The 18,862-nt window shown below is 36.8% G+C and carries 13 protein-coding genes and 1 pseudogene; 5 read left to right on the forward strand and 9 right to left on the reverse strand.

What is annotated here, in order from left to right:
- From ACT4_RS15730 to ACT4_RS15755, 6 genes and pseudogenes are all read right to left on the reverse strand, one after another.
- Window positions 1–309: pseudogene (locus tag ACT4_RS15730) on the reverse strand (hypothetical protein); the annotation flags it as partial.
- 212 nt (window positions 310–521) lie between these two features.
- Window positions 522–2,792 (reverse strand): hypothetical protein, encoded by a 2,271-nt coding sequence (locus tag ACT4_RS15735; protein WP_004963774.1) that lies wholly within the window; start codon window positions 2,790–2,792, stop codon window positions 522–524.
- Between the two features lie 718 nt (window positions 2,793–3,510).
- On the reverse strand, window positions 3,511–4,320 hold the full coding sequence (locus ACT4_RS15740; protein ID WP_007483910.1) for a metal-dependent hydrolase: 810 nt from the start codon (window positions 4,318–4,320) through the stop codon (window positions 3,511–3,513).
- A 307-nt stretch (window positions 4,321–4,627) separates the two neighbouring features.
- Window positions 4,628–5,182 (reverse strand): phosphatase PAP2 family protein, encoded by a 555-nt coding sequence (locus ACT4_RS15745; RefSeq protein WP_007483912.1) that lies wholly within the window; start codon window positions 5,180–5,182, stop codon window positions 4,628–4,630.
- Between the two features lie 199 nt (window positions 5,183–5,381).
- Complete coding sequence (locus ACT4_RS15750) at window positions 5,382–6,491, reverse strand: porin (RefSeq protein ID WP_007483914.1); 1,110 nt, start codon at window positions 6,489–6,491, stop codon at window positions 5,382–5,384.
- Between the two features lie 142 nt (window positions 6,492–6,633).
- Entirely contained in the window at window positions 6,634–7,971 is a 1,338-nt protein-coding gene (locus ACT4_RS15755; protein ID WP_007483916.1) for a CitMHS family transporter, read from the reverse strand.
- A gap of 693 nt (window positions 7,972–8,664) precedes the next feature.
- Between ACT4_RS15755 and ACT4_RS15760 the strand changes: the two genes are divergently transcribed.
- From ACT4_RS15760 to ACT4_RS15770, 3 genes are all read left to right on the forward strand, one after another.
- Window positions 8,665–10,125, forward strand: coding sequence for a coniferyl aldehyde dehydrogenase (locus tag ACT4_RS15760; protein ID WP_007483918.1), 1,461 nt, complete (start codon window positions 8,665–8,667; stop codon window positions 10,123–10,125).
- A gap of 525 nt (window positions 10,126–10,650) precedes the next feature.
- A complete protein-coding gene (locus tag ACT4_RS15765) occupies window positions 10,651–12,093 on the forward strand; it encodes an OmpP1/FadL family transporter (protein WP_004877086.1) in 1,443 nt (480 codons plus the stop codon).
- Between the two features lie 273 nt (window positions 12,094–12,366).
- On the forward strand, window positions 12,367–13,596 hold the full coding sequence (locus tag ACT4_RS15770; protein ID WP_007483922.1) for an OmpP1/FadL family transporter: 1,230 nt from the start codon (window positions 12,367–12,369) through the stop codon (window positions 13,594–13,596).
- 87 nt (window positions 13,597–13,683) lie between these two features.
- Here the strand turns inward: ACT4_RS15770 and thrH are convergent, their stop codons facing one another.
- On the reverse strand, window positions 13,684–14,301 hold the full coding sequence (thrH, locus tag ACT4_RS15775; RefSeq protein ID WP_007483924.1) for a bifunctional phosphoserine phosphatase/homoserine phosphotransferase ThrH: 618 nt from the start codon (window positions 14,299–14,301) through the stop codon (window positions 13,684–13,686).
- Between the two features lie 173 nt (window positions 14,302–14,474).
- Between thrH and ACT4_RS15780 the strand changes: the two genes are divergently transcribed.
- The gene (locus ACT4_RS15780) at window positions 14,475–15,221 is read left to right on the forward strand and encodes a phosphoadenylyl-sulfate reductase (RefSeq protein ID WP_007483927.1); all 747 of its coding nucleotides are present in this window, start codon (window positions 14,475–14,477) and stop codon (window positions 15,219–15,221) included.
- A 434-nt stretch (window positions 15,222–15,655) separates the two neighbouring features.
- Window positions 15,656–17,041, forward strand: coding sequence for a wax ester/triacylglycerol synthase family O-acyltransferase (locus ACT4_RS15785; protein ID WP_004877095.1), 1,386 nt, complete (start codon window positions 15,656–15,658; stop codon window positions 17,039–17,041).
- Between the two features lie 33 nt (window positions 17,042–17,074).
- On the opposite strand, the gene ACT4_RS17155 is transcribed toward ACT4_RS15785, so the two are convergent.
- Both ACT4_RS17155 and rng read right to left on the reverse strand, forming a co-directional pair.
- On the reverse strand, window positions 17,075–17,248 hold the full coding sequence (locus tag ACT4_RS17155; RefSeq protein WP_004775299.1) for a PA1571 family protein: 174 nt from the start codon (window positions 17,246–17,248) through the stop codon (window positions 17,075–17,077).
- 138 nt (window positions 17,249–17,386) lie between these two features.
- Window positions 17,387–18,841, reverse strand: coding sequence for a ribonuclease G (gene rng / locus ACT4_RS15790; protein ID WP_004877097.1), 1,455 nt, complete (start codon window positions 18,839–18,841; stop codon window positions 17,387–17,389).
- Window positions 18,842–18,862 lie beyond the last annotated feature (21 nt).

Below are 18,862 nucleotides of genomic sequence, written 5' to 3' on the forward strand. Positions count from 1 at the left end.
ATAATCATTTCGATATCGGCCAAGTACAGAGTATAGGGTTTGAACCTGTTGAATATTAAAATTCAAGATATGTGTTGCAGATTGACCATTTAGAAAATGATCAATCCAATACTTACACTGAATAAAATATTGGATGGATTTCGTGTAGTGAATCTGTGCTGAATAGAAGTACTGAAAGGCTTCATATAATGTACTGAGTGTTTGTTTGAATTGTTGTTCACCCATCTGTTCAAAACAGACATCGTAAACAAAGTCTTCAATCGCAGTACAAACACTGGATTCATTCCAAATAACTGTAGTCAAATTCATGTCGTGATACTCATCATGTTAGGATTCATATCACTGACTGATCTGTAATTTATTAATTATGTCGCATATTTATGAGCAAATAATCATTTAAGATATTGATAAGTATATAATAACTTTAATAACCTGCTAAGAGTGATGAACCATTCGACAATAGTTTGAGATGCTGACCTTACCTTTACCCAATGAAAATACTGAATCAGGATAAGCTAAAGTTAGTTTTTAGCACTTTTTTCAATATTTACCTTTGACCCCTTGATTAATACCTTCCTAATAGGGACTACTGGTCTTGGTTGGAAAATCTCATTGTAGGCTAAATATTTGATGACTGTTTGTTTGAACAGGTTTTGCTTTTTTCTGTTCTTAGCATCAAATATTACGAATTTTGAATTAAATTCTGGTTGAGATAAAAATATCTCAATCGACTTCGAACTATTGATAATATCTTGAGGCTCACAATTAATTTTAGTTTGTATGTGTTTATAAAGAAATCTATCCCAATACTCTACTATAGATTCCCCTATTTTATCGGATTGCTTAATTTTTGTTCTGGGAAAGAAAAATAATACATCAGCAAATATCCTATTTTCATAACCGATATTCCAGCTTCCTAAATATCCTACGCCCATCGAAAGCGGCTTGGATCGTTTAGCAAAACGTACAAAACTGGTAAAAAGCTTGGAAAACTCCTCTTGAAGTAAGCCACTCCTGTATTTTTCCAATCTAAATTGCACCCTATACACCACTAGATCTTGCGTAAACAGATGATCGATATAATCAGTTGCTGTTACATAACGTCTCGCACAGACTTTGTGCTGAACAATATTTGCCTCAACTTTATTAAAATTTTGAGAAACTTGATTGGTCCGTATCTGAAGCCTACCATCATGAAAAGTTTGCACTTGATATCTTTTTTTCAATGCTAGACTTTTAATATTTAACTCATCGATTTTTTGTAAATCTAAATTAAACTTACCACCATCTTGTATTTTTGAAAAAAATGATCTGATTTGTATCGCAGTACTTGTAAGGAATAGGCTCGCCATACCATCAGATGAGTAGTCGAATAATCTCTTAATTTTTTCTTGCTCATCAAGTAGACTGAAATATTGTTGGCAGGATCTAGTGATCGAATAAGTCAGCTCATCCGTAGTTAACGGATTAAACTCATTCCATTGACGTGGAAAATCAAAAAGACCTCCATTAGAAACCAATAAGTTTTCAATAAAAATCTCTAGGCGTAACCCAACCTCAGCCAAGTCTGTAAATCTTGTATCCGATTTTGCGTATTCCTTATAAACAATTTCGGTAACTTTTATTCGTTCAATTGCATCCCGACTAAGATTTTGATACTGCCAGATTTTCTGAGGATTCTTACCTTCAATAAGTTTTTGCCAAAATTCAATGTGCTGACGATATGCTTCATGAGGATCAAGATGCTCAGACCGATCTTGCTTCCAAAAGATACCATTGATTGACAAAGATTCATTTTGGCTATCTTTATAGTCCAGCTTTATAATTCTATCGATATAAGCATAGTAACCCAAAATCCAAGTTTTGAACTGCTGGATAAGTTCTTGTTGATGGGATGAAATTTTTGAGAAATCCTGCTTAGTGATTTTCTTGGATTCTGCTAACCAGTCGCTAATCTCTACGCCTGTTTCAAACTTATCTTGTATAATTTTTTCTTTTAGTTGCTCGATTTTAGCCTTTGTGCTTAGCTTTCCTTTCCCATCAAAGAATAAGATGCAATGTAAATTCAAACCATGCTGATGATCATTTTCATATTTAAAAAACCCATGTAAAAAATCAGGGAAGTCATTCAAATAATGATGAATTTTACCCGTATACCCCCAATTAATACGTCTAAAATCTTCATCAAAGTTTTCGTAATTATCTGTATGATTGTTTTTAAGTCGAATATCTAGACATAAAATTCTTATATTTTGATGATATGCAATGATTTCATCAAAGCAACTACATAGCCTATATAACTCACTTACACATATTTTATCATCAGCAACTCCATTCCAAGAAATGCTTCTTTTACTCCCCTTAATCCAATTAATTAGTTTTCTTATTTGTCTAGGAGAGAAATTTTGCTTAGGCGATTTATCCAAAAAATACGAGCTTTCACTACCTTTTATTTTTACTAAAAACTCAAATAGCCCAGAGGGAAGAATATCCTGACCTAACTTATAACCCAATCTTGGAATGAACATTGGCAAGATCTTAAGCTGATCAAAATATTGATAAGCATCCTTACCAAAATCACCATCCTCATTTCTATGATTCAGTTCGAATTCTTTTAATACCGAACTTTTTTCACCTAAAACATCCTCTATGAATTTGGAGTAATTTTCCAAGACCTCAACAGACTCCTTAAAAAAGGTCGTTCTATCCTGCTCTTCTTGTGACAATTCTGCATATGAGTGATGGGTCCGCAGTCTGAATAGCTTAAACACATCCATTTTATTGATATACATATTAAATTCAGAAAAAATAACAATAAACTATTGAATATACAATTATTAAAAATAAAAACAATGAATTAGAATCCTATTAATCACATCATATCATCTCAAAAAATATATATTTTATTCTTACTAATTACACTTATGTCTAGTTTTTCCTTGAGTTTAAAATTCAGCAAAAAGACAATAGCACTGAACTAAAGAAAGTTTGGATTGACAGATCAAGGAATGCGGGAATTAGGCTTATAATTAGTTTTCAGTTTGACTTTTGAAACAAATCGAAGAAAAGTTCAATTCATCTTTAAGCATTAGTTACTCCAAAGATAACCAGTCCATTTAAAAATTATTTTTTGTTATAATGATTTAAATCAAGCTAATAATTATTTACCAAATTAAGGCTCCGAGAAAAGACTAGTGGATGATCATATTATTTTTACGGTAAATAATGCGGTAACAGACCATTACCGCATAAATAATTATCAAATAATTCAAATAAATAAAATTATAGTTCGAGTCCCGCTGAGCGCACCATTTTATCGTGTAAATTATTATTGACTCAAACAATCAAAAAGCAATTAACGAACCATTCAATACTTATCCTCTTGAATCATTCAAAGGATAAAAGAGTAATTGCCTCCTAACTCCTTCTTAGAACCGACTTAGTATTGATGTCTTCAAAGCATCAAACAACAAAGTGAATAAACTCGTTTTTGAATGTAGTTTTAGTAAATTAATTCACCAACAATTCTCTTGCTTTACTCAACAAGTCCTGTTGATCAATCTCCGAGGGATGGAAACTAACTTTATAAAATGCCAAATAATCAGGTAATAAACGCCACATCATTTGTGTTAGACCGACTAGCGTTTTCGCATTCTTTAAAATTTGTTTTGGCTGATACAGTGTATTTCGACGATCTTGCCATACTAGATGACTTGTCATAGTTACAGTACTACTGATAAACCCTAAGGTAATGGTTCTCATGCTTCGACGGCGCTGGGCTAGATTATCAAAAACCTGTTGATATACATCAAATGCCACATGTTTATGTTCAATTTCTTCAACAGCATGCCAAAGCCAAAGATTTTTCATATTTTCAGATAAACCTTTGAACATAACATCAGGATACTTAAGCATATACCCCGCCATCATCGCAGTAAAATGTTCTAATGCAACAGTTGCAGCCAATTGGCGACGCTGGCTCAACCCTCGTAAACGAATCATTTCCTGCTCATACGCTTTTTCAAATTTTTTTAGATGATATTCGCTATTTTGTACCAGTTGATTGAATTGCTCATGGGCACGTGCATGATGCGCCTCTTGACCAATAAAGCCTGAAATGTCTTTTTGCAGTTGTTCATCACTCACTTGATCACGTACATTTCGAACAGTTTCTACAAAAAATCGCTCACCTTGTGGAAAGCTCATCGATAATGCTGTGAGAAAATGTGACATCAAAGTTGATTCAGTATAATGCGCATTAATGTTTTCAGGTTTGAATTGCGTTTGACGCACAGTAATCGTATTCACTTGTTTTGACATCATGGCGTTCCTTACTGATAAGACTTTTGCAAGCAAATATGATCCCGTCGTAGCATACTGTCGAATGAGGTCTCATATTTCGTATTATTAGCAATCACATAAACCATAAAAATTGCTAAAGAGAATCACACTTAGTTCCAAATTAGAACTAAAAATAATTTATAGTCTAAACACGCATACTGTCAATATATTTTAGAGTATTAACTCCAAACAATCTAATCCAGACGATTCTGGACTATAGGATTTCCCCTGAAAAAATAGCAGAACTAGATTTCTAAAGATTTGATTGATCGAATAATAAAAAGTCTTATTCAACAGCCAAATTGATTTTACGTCGTCTAAGCAATAAGCCTTTGATGACATAATTGGTCGATACAACCAGTAAGAAACCTATCACAAAAGATCCAATGACATCGAAAGGAAAATGCACGCCAACATAAACCCTAGCCAAGCCAACAATCACACCAACGAGTAACCCCACAATACCAATCGCTCTATAACCAGCCATCAGATAAGTAAATGCAATAACGGCAATTGTGAGGGTATGTTGACTAGGAAAAGATGAGCTTAGCCCATGACCAATAAGCTTATGTCCCAAATCTAACTGGAACGGACGTGGATGGTGATAGAACATCTCAATCAGATCACTAAAAGCAATTGATAACAAAACGATAAATAAGGTTTTAGCAAACAATAAGCGATACGTTTTCCATTGAATAACCAATAGAAACACCAGAAAACTAATAAAAACAGTATTCAGGTCATTTGCGAGGAATATCATTACTTTATCAAAAGCTAATGAGTGTGTTGCAAAGGAGTTAACGCTATGGAATAAATAAATATTTAAATCTTCAAAGCTCATCAGCTTTATCCCTTTTCCCTAGGACGAGTTCATTGCTAACAATCTAGGTAAGAAAGATTAAAACTTTATGAATTTATAATATATTAATTTTCCTATTATTTTCTTACACCAAAATTTATATTAAACATTGAAAAAATTACAAAATCTTTCCGTAAATAGAGCATATTTCCTCTATTTACGGAGATAAACAACTGTGCGCTTAAAACTTAAATTCTAACCCACTACCAACAACAGGCTGCTTATCTTTAGCATTTGCTTGTTCAAAGGTTGAATAACCAGCATATCCATATAGCTTCACTTGTTTGTTAAATGCGTAATCCGTACCAACCATTAACTGCTTCGCATCATAATCGGCATCGTTATTTTTAAAGCTCGTCGAGTTCTGACTATATTGGGCTTTAACAGTCCATTTCGCATGCTGAGCAAGTTTATACTCTGCACCAATTAACCAACCTTGTGAATCATCAATATTTGCTGCGCCTTGATCATTCCCCTGCTTGTCCGCAACTTTTGAATTTTGAAATAATGCTTTTAAAGTTAAGCCTTGCATCGGCTTCAAACGACCAATTAATCGAACTGTATTTGCAGCAGCAAAAACCTCATCCACCTGTGTTTCTCGATCCTTAGAATTCAGTAAACCATCTCCCAAGAAATCACTTGGAATCGCTTTGTCATAACCCAAACCAATCAAAAATAACGGATGCGTATAACTTAAAGCAGCCGACCAAGCATCACCTAAACCACGGCCAGCAACATTAACACCACCATGCCCATCATCCTTTATACCTTGGCTCTCACCAGATGCTAGCAATACTGTTGCTTCTAAGTTTCCACCATTCAAGTGAAACTCTGGTGAATCATAGACCACAACATTATTGACCCGATTTTCACCCGCCATGATGCTGGTAATATCGGCTTTATTACTGATGTAATTATTAAAGCCATCTACAGGACTTGATAATTCTTTTAACGGTGTATTGTGCTTACCAAGCTTTATCGTACCGAATCGCTCATCTTTCAAACCAATAAAACGATTTCGTTGCGACCAATCTGTTTTGTCTCCATCCGCGTAAAATGCCCATTCTGCTAAATAGACTGCACTTAAATGTTCGGTTAATTTTTCTTCCCCCTTAATTCCAAGATAAGAACTATTACTATTTACCTTCCAAACATCATGATTGGCTGAATTTGCATTTATTTCAGGTAAATAATCCAAGCTTGCATCAATTTCTCCATAAAACTTTGGTGCCGCAAAGGTAGAAGCTGTCGCAATACTTAACATAGTTGCCAATGCAATTTTCATCTTCATTTTAGTCATCCTAACCATCTAAAAATTAAAAAAAGAAACTCCCTGCTGGTTAAAGCAGAAATTAAATATGTGTATTAAATTGAACAAAGATACGGGTACTTTTACATTCTTAAATTATGCAAAAGCACCGTAATAATTTGATTTACATGCTATAAAATGGAAAAACGCCGAACACTAATGCACTACCCATGAGTACACAGCATGTGATAAATGCCCACTTCAATGTAAATTTCTGATGATCGCCCATATCTACTGCAGCAAGACCGCAGAGCAAATAGGTTGAAGGTACTAAAGGAGATAGCAAATGAACTGGCTGTCCAATAATTGATGCACGCGCAATCTCAACCGCAGGAATACCATAATGAGAAGCGGCTTCTGCTAAAATTGGCAACACACCAAAATAGAATGCATCATTAGACATAAAGAACGTCAAAGGCATACTCAATAGACCAGTGATGGGTGCTAAATAAGGTCCCATACTTGGTGGGATCACAGCAACGAAGCCTTTAGACATGGCTTCAACCATACCTGTGCCAGACAAGATACCAGTGAATACACCTGCCGCGAAAATTACACCCACAACAGCTAATACGCTATCCGCATGCATTGCGATACGCTTCTTCTGCATATTCACACATGGATAGTTCACGACTAAAGCAATACAGAAACCCAGCATGAATAAGATCGACATCGGTAAAATCCCTTTTACCAAAGATGCCATCAATACCACAGTTAAAATACCGTTAAACCAACGCAGATGTGGACGCTGAGCCTCTGGGTCTTTAGAAATCGAAATATCATCAGCATGACTAATATCAATAAGCTCAATTACACCTAAACGTTTACGCTCATACATGCCATATAAATATGCCAAGAAAAATAACCAAGCAGCTGCCATCACCATAGAGGGAATCATCGGGATAAAAACTTCACTTGCATCAACTTGTAATGCACTTGCAGCACGGGCTGTTGGACCTCCCCAAGGGGTTAAATTCATCACGCCACTACATAGCAACATCAAACAAGTCATGATCAATGGATTCATCCCGACTCGTTTGTATAAAGGCATCATCGCCGCTACACAAATCATGTAGGTTGTAGAACCATCACCATCCAAAGAGACAAGCAAAGTAAGGAAGACTGTTCCTAGAGTAATTTTAAGTGGATCACCTTTTACTTTCTTTAAGATCCATCTTACAGACGGGTCAAACAACCCTGTATCAATCATTAATGCAAAATATAAAATTGCAAACAGCAACATGACGCCAGTCGGAGCAAGTTTTTTAATACCATCAAGCATGGTATTTCCGAGTTCAGCTAATTGAATATGGCTCAAACTATCGAAATAAAAACCTAATCCCCAAGCAATGATTGCAAATAAAAATGGGATTAAAATTAATGCAACTAATGCACTAAGACGTTTCGACATAATCAAGTACATAAAGCACATGATCATGCTAATACCTAAAAAAGTAAGCATTTTAAGCAATCCTTAGCATAATATTTTGAGACTGGTTAATTCCTAACCCAGCCGAGATTCTATGCGATTTAAAATTAATTAATTCATTTAATTTAATTATAATAATCACAAAAACCATTCACATGAAAAATGAAACAATTTTAAGAAATCACAACAACACTGACAACCAAATGATTTATATGAATATAGTACCTATAAACTTAGATCAAAAGATAAAATACAAGCTAAAATCACTAAAAAAAATGCCATATATTTATCAAAAAAATGCAATATTATGGTGCAAAAATCGCTTATTTTTGTAGCAAAAACTAAAATTAAATACTTAAGCCAATATATATAATTAGCAAAATAAATATAAAAATATAATGATTATTATTTATTAAACTTTAAAATCTGCTTAAATTTTTAAAATATTATTCATTAGAAAATAGCTATCAAGATAATTAAAATAAATCACCTCAAGATAAAGACTAAAAAACAAACATAATATGAAATCCATATATTTTTATAATTCAGGATTCCCATATTTAAATAAACACTCAAAAAGCACCTGAATTATTTACATTTTTTCAATATTATTAAGAAAATTGTTCGACATACTCTGCTTAGATTAGACCTTATGTCATAATTGATTGTGATCTCATCCTTAACTCAAGAAAAATCAAGTTACAGAAAGCATGGAAGGAATGAAAAATGAATTATCCACACTCCACAGAATTTGAAAAAGCAGAAAGTGAATCTTTACAGACTATCTTCAATCAGCAACGTGCCGCCTTCAACGTACTGCCTTACCCTGATCTGGACTCAAGAAGAAGCAAACTTTTTAATTTAAAAAAACAAATTATTCGCTATCAAGATGTCATCGCAGCAGCAATCAATACCGATTTTAGCTCACGGTCAATTGATGAATCAAAACTTCTCGATTTACTTGGATCTGTTTTGGAGGCTGAACATGCTATTCGCCATTTGCGCAAATGGATGCGTCCAAGCAAACGCAGCACTGAATTATTATTTTTATCTAACCGCCTTCGCGTTCAATATCAACCAAAAGGTGTAGTAGGCGTTGTCGTGCCTTGGAATTTTCCTGTTTATCTCGCTTTAGGGCCATTGGTAGCTGCACTTGCGGCAGGCAATAGAGTGATGATTAAACTTCCAGAAATCACACCTGCAACCAATGCCGTGATCAAAAGAATGCTTGCTGAAGTCTTTAAAGAAGATGAAGTTGCCGTCTTTGGAGAAGAAATTACTGATCCATCATTGTTTACCACTTTACCCTTTAACCATATTGTATTTACAGGATCACCCGCAGTCGGTCGCGTGGTAATGCGTGCTGCCGCTGAAAATCTTACACCTGTTACACTAGAACTAGGCGGTAAATCGCCTGCTCTTGTAAGTCGAAACTACCCACTTGCAGATGCGGCTAAGCGAATCTTACATGGCAAAGCGACCAACTGTGGTCAAATTTGCGTAGCACCTGATTATGCACTTGTTCCAAAAGAAAAAGTGAGTGAATTTGCAGAAGCATGTAAAACCAATTTCACTGCGATGTATGGTCAAAATATCCATTCAAATAATAACTACACTTCTATTGTGAATGATCGACATTTTAAGCGTCTGCTTGAAATACTTGAGGACGCTGAACAAAAAGGTGCTGTGGTTATCCCTTGTGGAAAATATGATATTGAACAAGATGCACGTCGCATGCCTGTGCACATCGTTCTCAACTGCACCCCTGAAATGCGAATTTTAAAAGAAGAATTATTCGGTCCAGTACTTCCAGTGGTTGCATATGACAACCTAGATGATGCAATTGCTTATATTCAGAATGGTGAACGACCATTGGCACTTTATTGCTTTACCCATGACAGCGGTGAACGTGATCACATTTTAAAACAAACACATTCAGGTGGCGTCACAATCAATGACTGGGGATGGCATGTCGTTAATCACGATGCGCCATTTGGCGGAATTGGCAATTCAGGCATGGGCACTTACCACGGAGAAGAAGGCTTTAAAGAGCTATCTCATGCAAAAACAGTATTTATTCGCCACCGTTTCTTCCCAACACAATTATTTTACCCTCCATACGGCACATGGGTACAAAAACTCGCATTGAGTTTCTTCTTGAAAAAAGGTGATCCAAATCTAAAATAAGATAGGTACATTAGGATAGAGACAAAAAGTCTCTATCCTTCATTAAATCAACCATCTGTAAGAATAAAATTTAAAGCTGTTTAAATCCGTTGATATTTCTTCTAAAAATATGCATTAATAAAATATACTCAATAGAGTAAAAGATGGACGACATAAATGCTTATTTATTACTTTAGGCAAACAATGGAGAAAAAAATCTCATTTTTTACAAAAAATCTTTGACCCTAAAAAATTTATTTTCTACAAAAAAGCCAAAAAAATTGAATCACTTCTTAAATTAATATTTTATATTTTTCATCATTTTACCAATAAAAACACATATGTATATAAACATTTATAGCATTTTTTTTAATCATTTTCATGTAATCAATCGTACTGAATAGTTCATTTAGAACATTTACTCTTATTTTAATTATGGTATTTTTGTTACATGAAGTTATAGCCAAATACATTTAATAATTAGTTTGGCAAGCCAATCATAGCTTCTTCACTTAAAAAATCTTGAAGTTCAAGGAAAGATTTAAAATGAAATTAAAACATCTTAGCACTGCCATGATCTTAGCAACGCTACCTGCAACTGGAGTTTTTGCAGCAGCGTTAGACCGCTCAGGTCAATCTATGTCGGCTTTTTTTCAGCCAGGTAACTATTTTGAAGCTGGTCTTTCGGTTCTAGATCCTACAGTTGAAGGTCAAGAGGCTGGTGATACAGCGACTCAACGCAAAATCGGCGATATGGGCGATGACTATATGTTCCCAAGCGCCGCTTTAAAACTGCAACTTACTGATAAAATTTCTTTCGGTTTACTATACGATCAACCTTTTGGTGCTGATGCAAAATATTCAGGAGACAATGTTTTTGTTGCAAACTCAAATGATGGTGTTTTGTCAGCAAAATCTATTGATGGCATCGTAACACAACGCGCAATTCAAGCATTAGAAGCTAATAATATTCCAGTAACTGAACAATCACTTGCTGCAGCAAAAGCTCAAGTTCAAGGAAGTGCTCAATTCCAACAATTAGCTGGCGCTTTAAATGCAGCTAAGAGCTACTTAGGTTCAAGCACTGGTTCAAACAACACTCAAGTAGAAGTAGATACTCAAAATCTATCTTTAGTTTTTGGTTACCAACCAACTAAAAACTTTAACTTTTACGCTGGTCCAGCAATTCAGACCATTAAAGGTAATGTAAGTCTTCGCGGTGAGGCCTATAGCGTTTATAACGGTTATGATGCAAAAATCAAAGAAACGACTGGTGTAGGCTGGTTAGCAGGTGCTGCATATCAAATTCCAGAGATTGCACTGAAAGCATCGTTGACGTACCGTTCTGAAATTGATCACGACGTTAAAGCTCAAGAAGATCTTTCATTATTAGCATTCCCTGCGCTACCAGCAGTACTAGCTGGTTTAGGTTTAGATCCAAATCAACTTGCAGCAGGTCTTGCACAAGATAAGAAAACAAAAATCACTACACCACAATCTGTAAACCTTGATTTCCAAACTGGCATCATGGCAAACACAGTTGCTTTCGCAAACGTACGTTGGGTAAATTGGAAAGATTTCTCAATTCAACCGTACAAATTCGGTGTGTTGTCAAAACAAGTTGGTGGCTTGATTGGTCGTCCAAATGGTTTCAACTTGGTTGAATATTCTGATGACCAATGGTCTGTAAATGCTGGTGTAGGCCGCAAGTTGAATGAGCAATGGGCTGGTAATGTGTCAGTCGGTTGGGACTCAGGTGCCGGTAACCCAGTGACAACACTCGGCCCTACAGAAGGTTATTGGAACGTTGGTGTAGGTGTTCAATACAGCCCAACTCCAGCAACATTCATCGCTGGTGGCGTGAAGTACTTTTGGTTAGGTGATGCCAAAGCTCAAACTGGTGCTCAAGCAGGCAGCAATCAATATGTAGCTAATTTTGAGGACAATAATGCAATTGCATACGGTCTGAAACTTGGTTATCGCTTCTAAGTAAAGCTTTCCAAAAAAGACCATCATTTGATGGTCTTTTTTTATGTTCAAAGTACCTAATTACCTTTAGATTTTTTGAATAGCATTAGAATCTGAATATTTATATCCGTTCATCCTTAATTTCCCATACGTTCAATATAAACACCTATCACTCAAGCATTTTTCGTGACTTCATCAGTTCATTTATTGACATTTGTAAAATATTTAAGCGAATAAAAATTATGTTACTTTTCGCGCCATTCTTGTTACAAAGTGATTTGAGAGAACATATTAATGAAGCTGAATGCTATTCAAACGGCTCTTCTACTTAGCTTAGTTCCAACAACGACAACGTTTGCCGCAGCACTGGATCGCTCAGGACAATCAATTGCAGCATTCTTGCAGCCAAATAACTATTTTGAAGCAGGTATTACCGTACTTGATCCAAATGTTTCTGGTAAAGACATCTCTCAAAACAACACAGGTGATATGGCAAATCACTATTACTCACCAAATGCAGCCTTAAAAATTCAAGCCACAGAACATTTTTCTATCGGCCTTATTTACGACCAACCATACGGTGCAGATGCTCAATACACGGGTCAAAGTAACTTTATTGAAAACAGACCGTTGCCTTTTCAAGGTGGAACTTCTGTAACTGTTGATACTGAAAACCTAAACTTACTTTTTGGTTATCAACCAAATCAAAACTGGAACCTATATGCAGGTGCAGTTTATCAAACACTTGATGCAACAGTATTATTACGTGGTGAAAGCTATAGTGCTTATAGTGGCTACGACTTTAAAACAGGTCGGGACGAAGCAGTGGGTTGGTTAGCAGGCATTGCTTATCAAATTCCTGAAATTGCACTAAAAACCTCTTTAACTTACCGTGCCAAAATCAAGCATGAAATGAATGCATATGAAAATCATGGAATTGCAGGTTTTACAGGCAGTCCCGTTTTTGATGCGATGTTAAATCAAATTAACAATGCTCAAGGTAGAACTGAAATCACCACACCTCAATCGGTTAACCTCGATTTTCAAGCGGGAATCATGGAAAATACTGTTGCGTTCGCAAACGTTCGTTGGGTGAACTGGAAAGACTTTGCAATTCGTCCTTATAAGTTTGGCGCCGCTTCTGTTCTACCTCCTATCGTTAATAAAACAGGGAAAAAAGACGGTTTTGACCTTGTAGCATATACTGATGATCAATATTCAATCACTGCTGGTGTAGGTCGTAAGGTCAATGATCATTGGGCTGGTAATGTATCTGTAGGTTGGGATTCTGGTGCTGGCAACCCTGTTACAACACTTGGTCCAACAGAAGGTTATTGGAATGTTGGTGTTGGCATACAATATAGCCCAGCGCCAAACTACTTTATTGCAGGTGGTGTAAAATATTTTTGGCTAGGAGATGCGAAAGCACAGTCTGGATCTCAGTTTAATACACCAGAGCATGTTGCCGAATTCAAAAATAATGATGCTATCGCTTATGGTTTGAAAATTGGATATAAATTCTAATTTTCATCTAAAAATAAAAGGCGCTACAAGCGCCTTTTATTTTTAATTTCCCATTTATGCTCTTATGAGAAAGCTAGGGAAAATTCATTATTCTGGAATATTACGCTGAGAAACAGAGCGGATCGCTTGTTTTAATGCTTCATAGCCATGCAATGCTGGAAACTGCGGGAATTCTGCAATCACATTATCTGGTGCATCAAACAGGAAACCATGATCCGCTTCACCAAGCATCGTTGTATCATTATAAGAATCACCTGCTGCAATCACACGGAAATTTAAACCATGTAATGCTTTTACTGCCTGACGCTTTTGATCTGGTTGACGTAGTTTATAAGCTGTAATCATGCCATTTTCATCTGTCTCAAGCTTATGACAGAAAATCGTTGGCTGACCTAATTGCTGCATCAATGGGTGAGCAAACTCATAAAACGTATCAGAAAGAATAATCAACTGGAAATGAGTGCGAACCCAATTCACAAACTCTTTAGCACCTTCAAATGGCCCCATATCAGCGATCACCGCTTGAATATCGTTTAACCCTAAACCATGCTCTTTCAAGATATTTAAGCGCTGTGTCATTAGCACATCGTAATCCGGAATATCACGTGTGGTCGCTTCAAGTTCTTTAATCCCTGTTTTTTTAGCAAAATTAATCCAGATTTCTGGAACTAACACCCCTTCAAGATCTAGGCATACGATTTCCATGAATGCTTCCAATGTTGGTTAAAAATTGCTGTATCATAGCACTAAGATTATTCATTTTTTGCGCTATTGTTGAATAAAATCATTTTATTCTGCAAGATTAAAATCAAGAACAAGCAAACTGATTTGCTTAGAATGATTTAAAATTGTGCCCAAGCCTATCGCCAGGAACATCCATGACTGTTATTCCGACTATTGACCATGTAGATGCACTCGCTGCTGAATATGCAGACAAATCACCACGAGAAATTTTAGAACTCGCACTCCATCAAGAAGGTGAAATTGCAATTTCATTTTCTGGTGCAGAAGATGTTGTACTCATTGATATTGCATCGCGTATCGGTAAACCTTTTCGTGTATTTAGTTTAGATACGGGTCGGTTACATGCTGAAACTTATCAATTTATCGAAACAGTTCGTAAGCACTACAACATTACTATCGAAATTTGCTTCCCCGAGTCTGCCGCCGTTCAAAAATTTGTAAATGAAAAAGGATTGTTCAGTTTCTTTGAAGATGGTCACCAAGAGTGTTGTGGTATTCGAAAAGTACAACCTTTACGCAAAAAACTTGCAACACTTGATGGCTGGATTACAGGTCAACGTAAAGACCAAAGCCCAACGCGTAGCGATGTGCCAGTCGTACAAGCTGATGTAGGGTTTTCAGGTGAAGGTAAGCAACTAATCAAATACAATCCGCTAGCAAACTGGAGTAGCGCAGATGTATGGAGCTATATCCGCATGATGGAAATTCCATATAACCCTTTGCATGAGCGTGGTTTTATTTCAATTGGCTGTGAGCCTTGCACACGTCCAGTCCTACCAAACCAGCATGAGCGTGAAGGTCGCTGGTGGTGGGAAGAAGCGACGCATAAGGAATGCGGATTGCACGCTGGAAACCTAAAAAATAATAGATTATTACTTTAATATTTAAAAACCACTGAAACATCAGTGGTTTTATTTTTCCTGACTGCTGTGTACAAAGCCATATTTTAACCAGACTAAACCGTATATACTTCTAAGCACGGTTCAATAATTCTAATAAGAATTATAGGGTCTGCTGACATTTCACAGATGCTTGCGACAGAGGATATTTTTAGACGATACAAGGCATGTTTTGCGAAATTTAACCATTCTAAATGAGCAAGACATAACGCAGTAGCGGCAAAAAATATCCCTGTCCCATAGGGTTATGGCTAAAACTGCCCCAAACTTCGTTATGAAATTTGACAAGGGAATCGCCATTGCCTGCATTTCATGCCTCATTTGTGTGGTTTTAGCCTATAACGCAAGGCATGGTTGAAACGTCATCAGACCCTACAAATATCTTATAAAAAATGCAATGAGAGGCTATATCTGCTATGCGCCCTTTACACCCTATTGATTTTATTTTTCTGTCTTTAGAGAAAAGGCAACAACCTATGCATGTAGGTGGCTTGTTTTTATTCGAGATTCCAGAAAATGCATCATCAACGTTCGTACATGATCTCGTTCAGGATATTCGCCAATCTAAAAGTATTCCTGTTCCTCCATTTAATAATCAACTCAACGGCCTATTTTGGGGAGAAGACGAAGAGTTTGATATCGATCATCATTTTCGTCATATTGCATTACCGAATCCAGGGCGTATTCGTGAATTATTAGTCTATATTTCTCAACAACATAGCTCTCTAATTGACCGTGCAAAACCATTGTGGACTTGCGATATCATTGAAGGTATCGAAGGCAATCGTTTTGCGATGTATTTTAAAATCCATCATGCGATGGTAGATGGCGTTGCAGGTATGCGCCTGATTGAAAAGTCTCTCTCAAAAGATCCAAATGAAAAACACGTTGTACCGTTGTGGTGTGTAGAAGGAAAACGTGGCAAACGTTTAAAAGCACCAAAGCCGCCAACAGTAAGCAAAATTAAAGGCATTATGGATGGTATTAAGTCTCAGCTTGAAGTTGCGCCTAAAGTCATGCAAGAGCTATCTCAGACCATCTTCAAAGAAATTGGTAAAAACCCTGATTATGTTTCTACCTTCCAAGCACCACCTTCAATTTTAAATCAACGTGTTAGTTCATCTCGCCGTTTTGCAGCACAATCTTTTGAGTTGGAACGTTTTCGTCTAATCGCTAAAACGCTTGGCGTAACACTTAATGACGTTGTATTAGCAGTTTGCTCTGGCGCATTACGTGAATATCTTATCAATCAAGATAGTCTGCCCAAAAAACCGTTAATTGCAATGGTGCCTGCTTCATTACGTACTGATGATTCTGATGTCAGCAACCGTATTACTATGATTCTGGCAAATCTAGCAACTCACATTGAAGATCCTATTGAACGTTTAGAGATTATTCGTCGTAGCGTGCAAAACTCGAAGCAACGTTTTAGCCGAATGACTGCAAATGAAATTCTCAACTACAGTGCAGTTGTCTATGGACCAGCGGGATTGAATATTGCGTCAGGTATGTTACCTAAGCGTCAAGCATTTAACCTTGTCATTTCAAATGTTCCCGGCCCGCGTGAACCGCTGTACTGGAATGGTGCGAAGCTAGATGCACTCTATCCTGCCTCTATCGTAATGGACGGTCAGGCATTGAATATCACGATGACTAGTTATTTGGACAAGTTAGAAGTAGGTTTGATCGCATGTCGTAATGCTTTACCAAAGATGCAAAACTTACTGACACACTTGGAAGAGGAGATTCAACGTTTTGAACTTGCTATCTCTGAATTGCCACGAGAAAAAGTAGCAAATTGATAGAGAAAAAATTAAGGGGCTTTCGTTAGCCCCTTACTTCTTAATTGTACGACAACGCTGTAAGAGCTGATGACATGCTGAGCGAATCATTGCAGTGGTAATTTGAACTTCTTTACCTTGGCTATCAACCATATAACATGTATTCACAGGGTTACTGTCCAACACATGTTTAAAACCGTGATTCACTAATCTTTCACTAACATTCATAATTATATACCTCATTATATTTTCGCTAAGACACTCAAAAGATGTCTGTGGCTAATTCTATAGATCTAGTATTTAAAATTCGTGATAGAAAGTAAAATTTCAGTTGTAACAAGGCTTAAGCGAAATCTTGTTACAACTTTAGCTTAAAATGATATCGTATTGCTCTTGCGTATACAGATTTTCCACTTGGAATTTAATCACACGATTGATGAAATGTTCTAAATCCGCGACAGCTGGGGCTTCTGCTGTTAATAGGCGATCAATCACTGCTGGATGAGCAACGACAGTAAAGCCACCCTTGGAATCAAATGCGCGCGCATATCGTAAGATTTCTCGAAATATCTCGTAACATACTGTCTCTGCTGTTTTGACATAACCACGTCCTTGACAGGTCGGACATGATTCACAAAGCAAATGTTCCAATGATTCACGCGTTCTTTTACGTGTCATTTCCACTAAACCCAGCTCAGAAACCTGAGTGATTTTAGTTTTTGCATGATCTCGTTCAAGCATTTTTTCAAACTGACGCATCACCTCTTCACGATGCTCAGCTTCCTGCATGTCGATAAAATCAATAATAATGATGCCACCCAAGTTACGTAGACGTAGTTGTCTCGCAATCACTTGAGTTGCTTCCATATTGGTTTTAAATACAGTGTCTTCTAAGCTACGGCCGCCGACGTAAGAGCCAGTATTGACATCAATCGTCGTCATCGCCTCTGTTTGATCTATCATTAGATAGCCACCAGACTTAAGCGCAACTCGTGTTTGTAAAGCTTTTTGAATATCTTCTTCGACGTTATATAAATCGAAAAGTGGTTTTTCACCCGGATAATGGATTAAACGATTTTGTATTGTTGGGACAAACTCATCCACAAATTCGCTTAATTTTCCGTGAATTTCACGTGAATCGACATAAATTTTCGCAGTTTCATTACTCGCAAGATCACGAACTATACGCTGAGGTAAAGGCAATTCTTCAAAAATTAATTCAGGTGTTGCAACTTCTTTTTGCTTACGCTGAATAAACTCCCAAAGCTTACTGAGATAGCACATATCTTGTTCAATAGATGCTTCATCCACACCTTCAGCAGCAGTACGAACAATGACACTGCCCGGTAAATTATGTTCAGACTGAATACGCTCAATGATGCCACGGAGACGATCACGTTCTTCTTCTTGTTCAATACGCTGAGAAACACCAATATGATTACCATAAGGCATCAATACAAGATAACGAGAAGGAATTGAAAGATCTGTACTAAGCCGAGCCCCTTTCGTTCCTAGCATGTCTTTCATGACTTGAACAGTGAGCGTCTGCCCCGGATGCAGGAGTTCAAAAACATTCGGCGTGGGCTGCGAACGTGGCCACACCATATCATTAATATGCAGAAAAGCTGTCCGAGATAAACCAATATCAACAAAAGCAGCTTGCATACCCGGCAGTACGCGTACAACTTTACCTTTGTAAATATTTCCCACTAAACCACGTTTTACAGTCCGCTCAACAAATAGTTCATTGACCGTACCATTTTCAATCAAAGCCACACGACATTCCATCGGCGTGACGTTAATCAGCAACTCTTCTGCCATAACAAACTCAAAACTTTATAA

Origin of the sequence: Acinetobacter sp. NBRC 100985 (assembly GCF_000241225.1) — a bacterium.
GTDB classification, from domain to species: domain Bacteria; phylum Pseudomonadota; class Gammaproteobacteria; order Pseudomonadales; family Moraxellaceae; genus Acinetobacter; species Acinetobacter venetianus.

Bases quoted from the DNA above. Each gene is read 5' to 3' on its own strand.
- ACT4_RS15735 (WP_004963774.1), bottom strand. From the start codon at position 2,792: ATGTATATCAATAAAATGGATGTGTTTAAGCTATTCAGACTGCGGACC.
- ACT4_RS15740 (WP_007483910.1), bottom strand. From the start codon at position 4,320: ATGTCAAAACAAGTGAATACGATTACTGTGCGTCAAACGCAATTCAAA.
- ACT4_RS15745 (WP_007483912.1), bottom strand. From the start codon at position 5,182: ATGAGCTTTGAAGATTTAAATATTTATTTATTCCATAGCGTTAACTCC.
- ACT4_RS15750 (WP_007483914.1), bottom strand. From the start codon at position 6,491: ATGAAGATGAAAATTGCATTGGCAACTATGTTAAGTATTGCGACAGCT.
- ACT4_RS15755 (WP_007483916.1), bottom strand. From the start codon at position 7,971: ATGCTTACTTTTTTAGGTATTAGCATGATCATGTGCTTTATGTACTTG.
- ACT4_RS15760 (WP_007483918.1), top strand. From the start codon at position 8,665: ATGAATTATCCACACTCCACAGAATTTGAAAAAGCAGAAAGTGAATCT.
- ACT4_RS15765 (WP_004877086.1), top strand. From the start codon at position 10,651: ATGAAATTAAAACATCTTAGCACTGCCATGATCTTAGCAACGCTACCT.
- ACT4_RS15770 (WP_007483922.1), top strand. From the start codon at position 12,367: ATGAAGCTGAATGCTATTCAAACGGCTCTTCTACTTAGCTTAGTTCCA.
- thrH (WP_007483924.1), bottom strand. From the start codon at position 14,301: ATGGAAATCGTATGCCTAGATCTTGAAGGGGTGTTAGTTCCAGAAATC.
- ACT4_RS15780 (WP_007483927.1), top strand. From the start codon at position 14,475: ATGACTGTTATTCCGACTATTGACCATGTAGATGCACTCGCTGCTGAA.
- ACT4_RS15785 (WP_004877095.1), top strand. From the start codon at position 15,656: ATGCGCCCTTTACACCCTATTGATTTTATTTTTCTGTCTTTAGAGAAA.
- ACT4_RS17155 (WP_004775299.1), bottom strand. From the start codon at position 17,248: ATGAATGTTAGTGAAAGATTAGTGAATCACGGTTTTAAACATGTGTTG.
- rng (WP_004877097.1), bottom strand. From the start codon at position 18,841: ATGGCAGAAGAGTTGCTGATTAACGTCACGCCGATGGAATGTCGTGTG.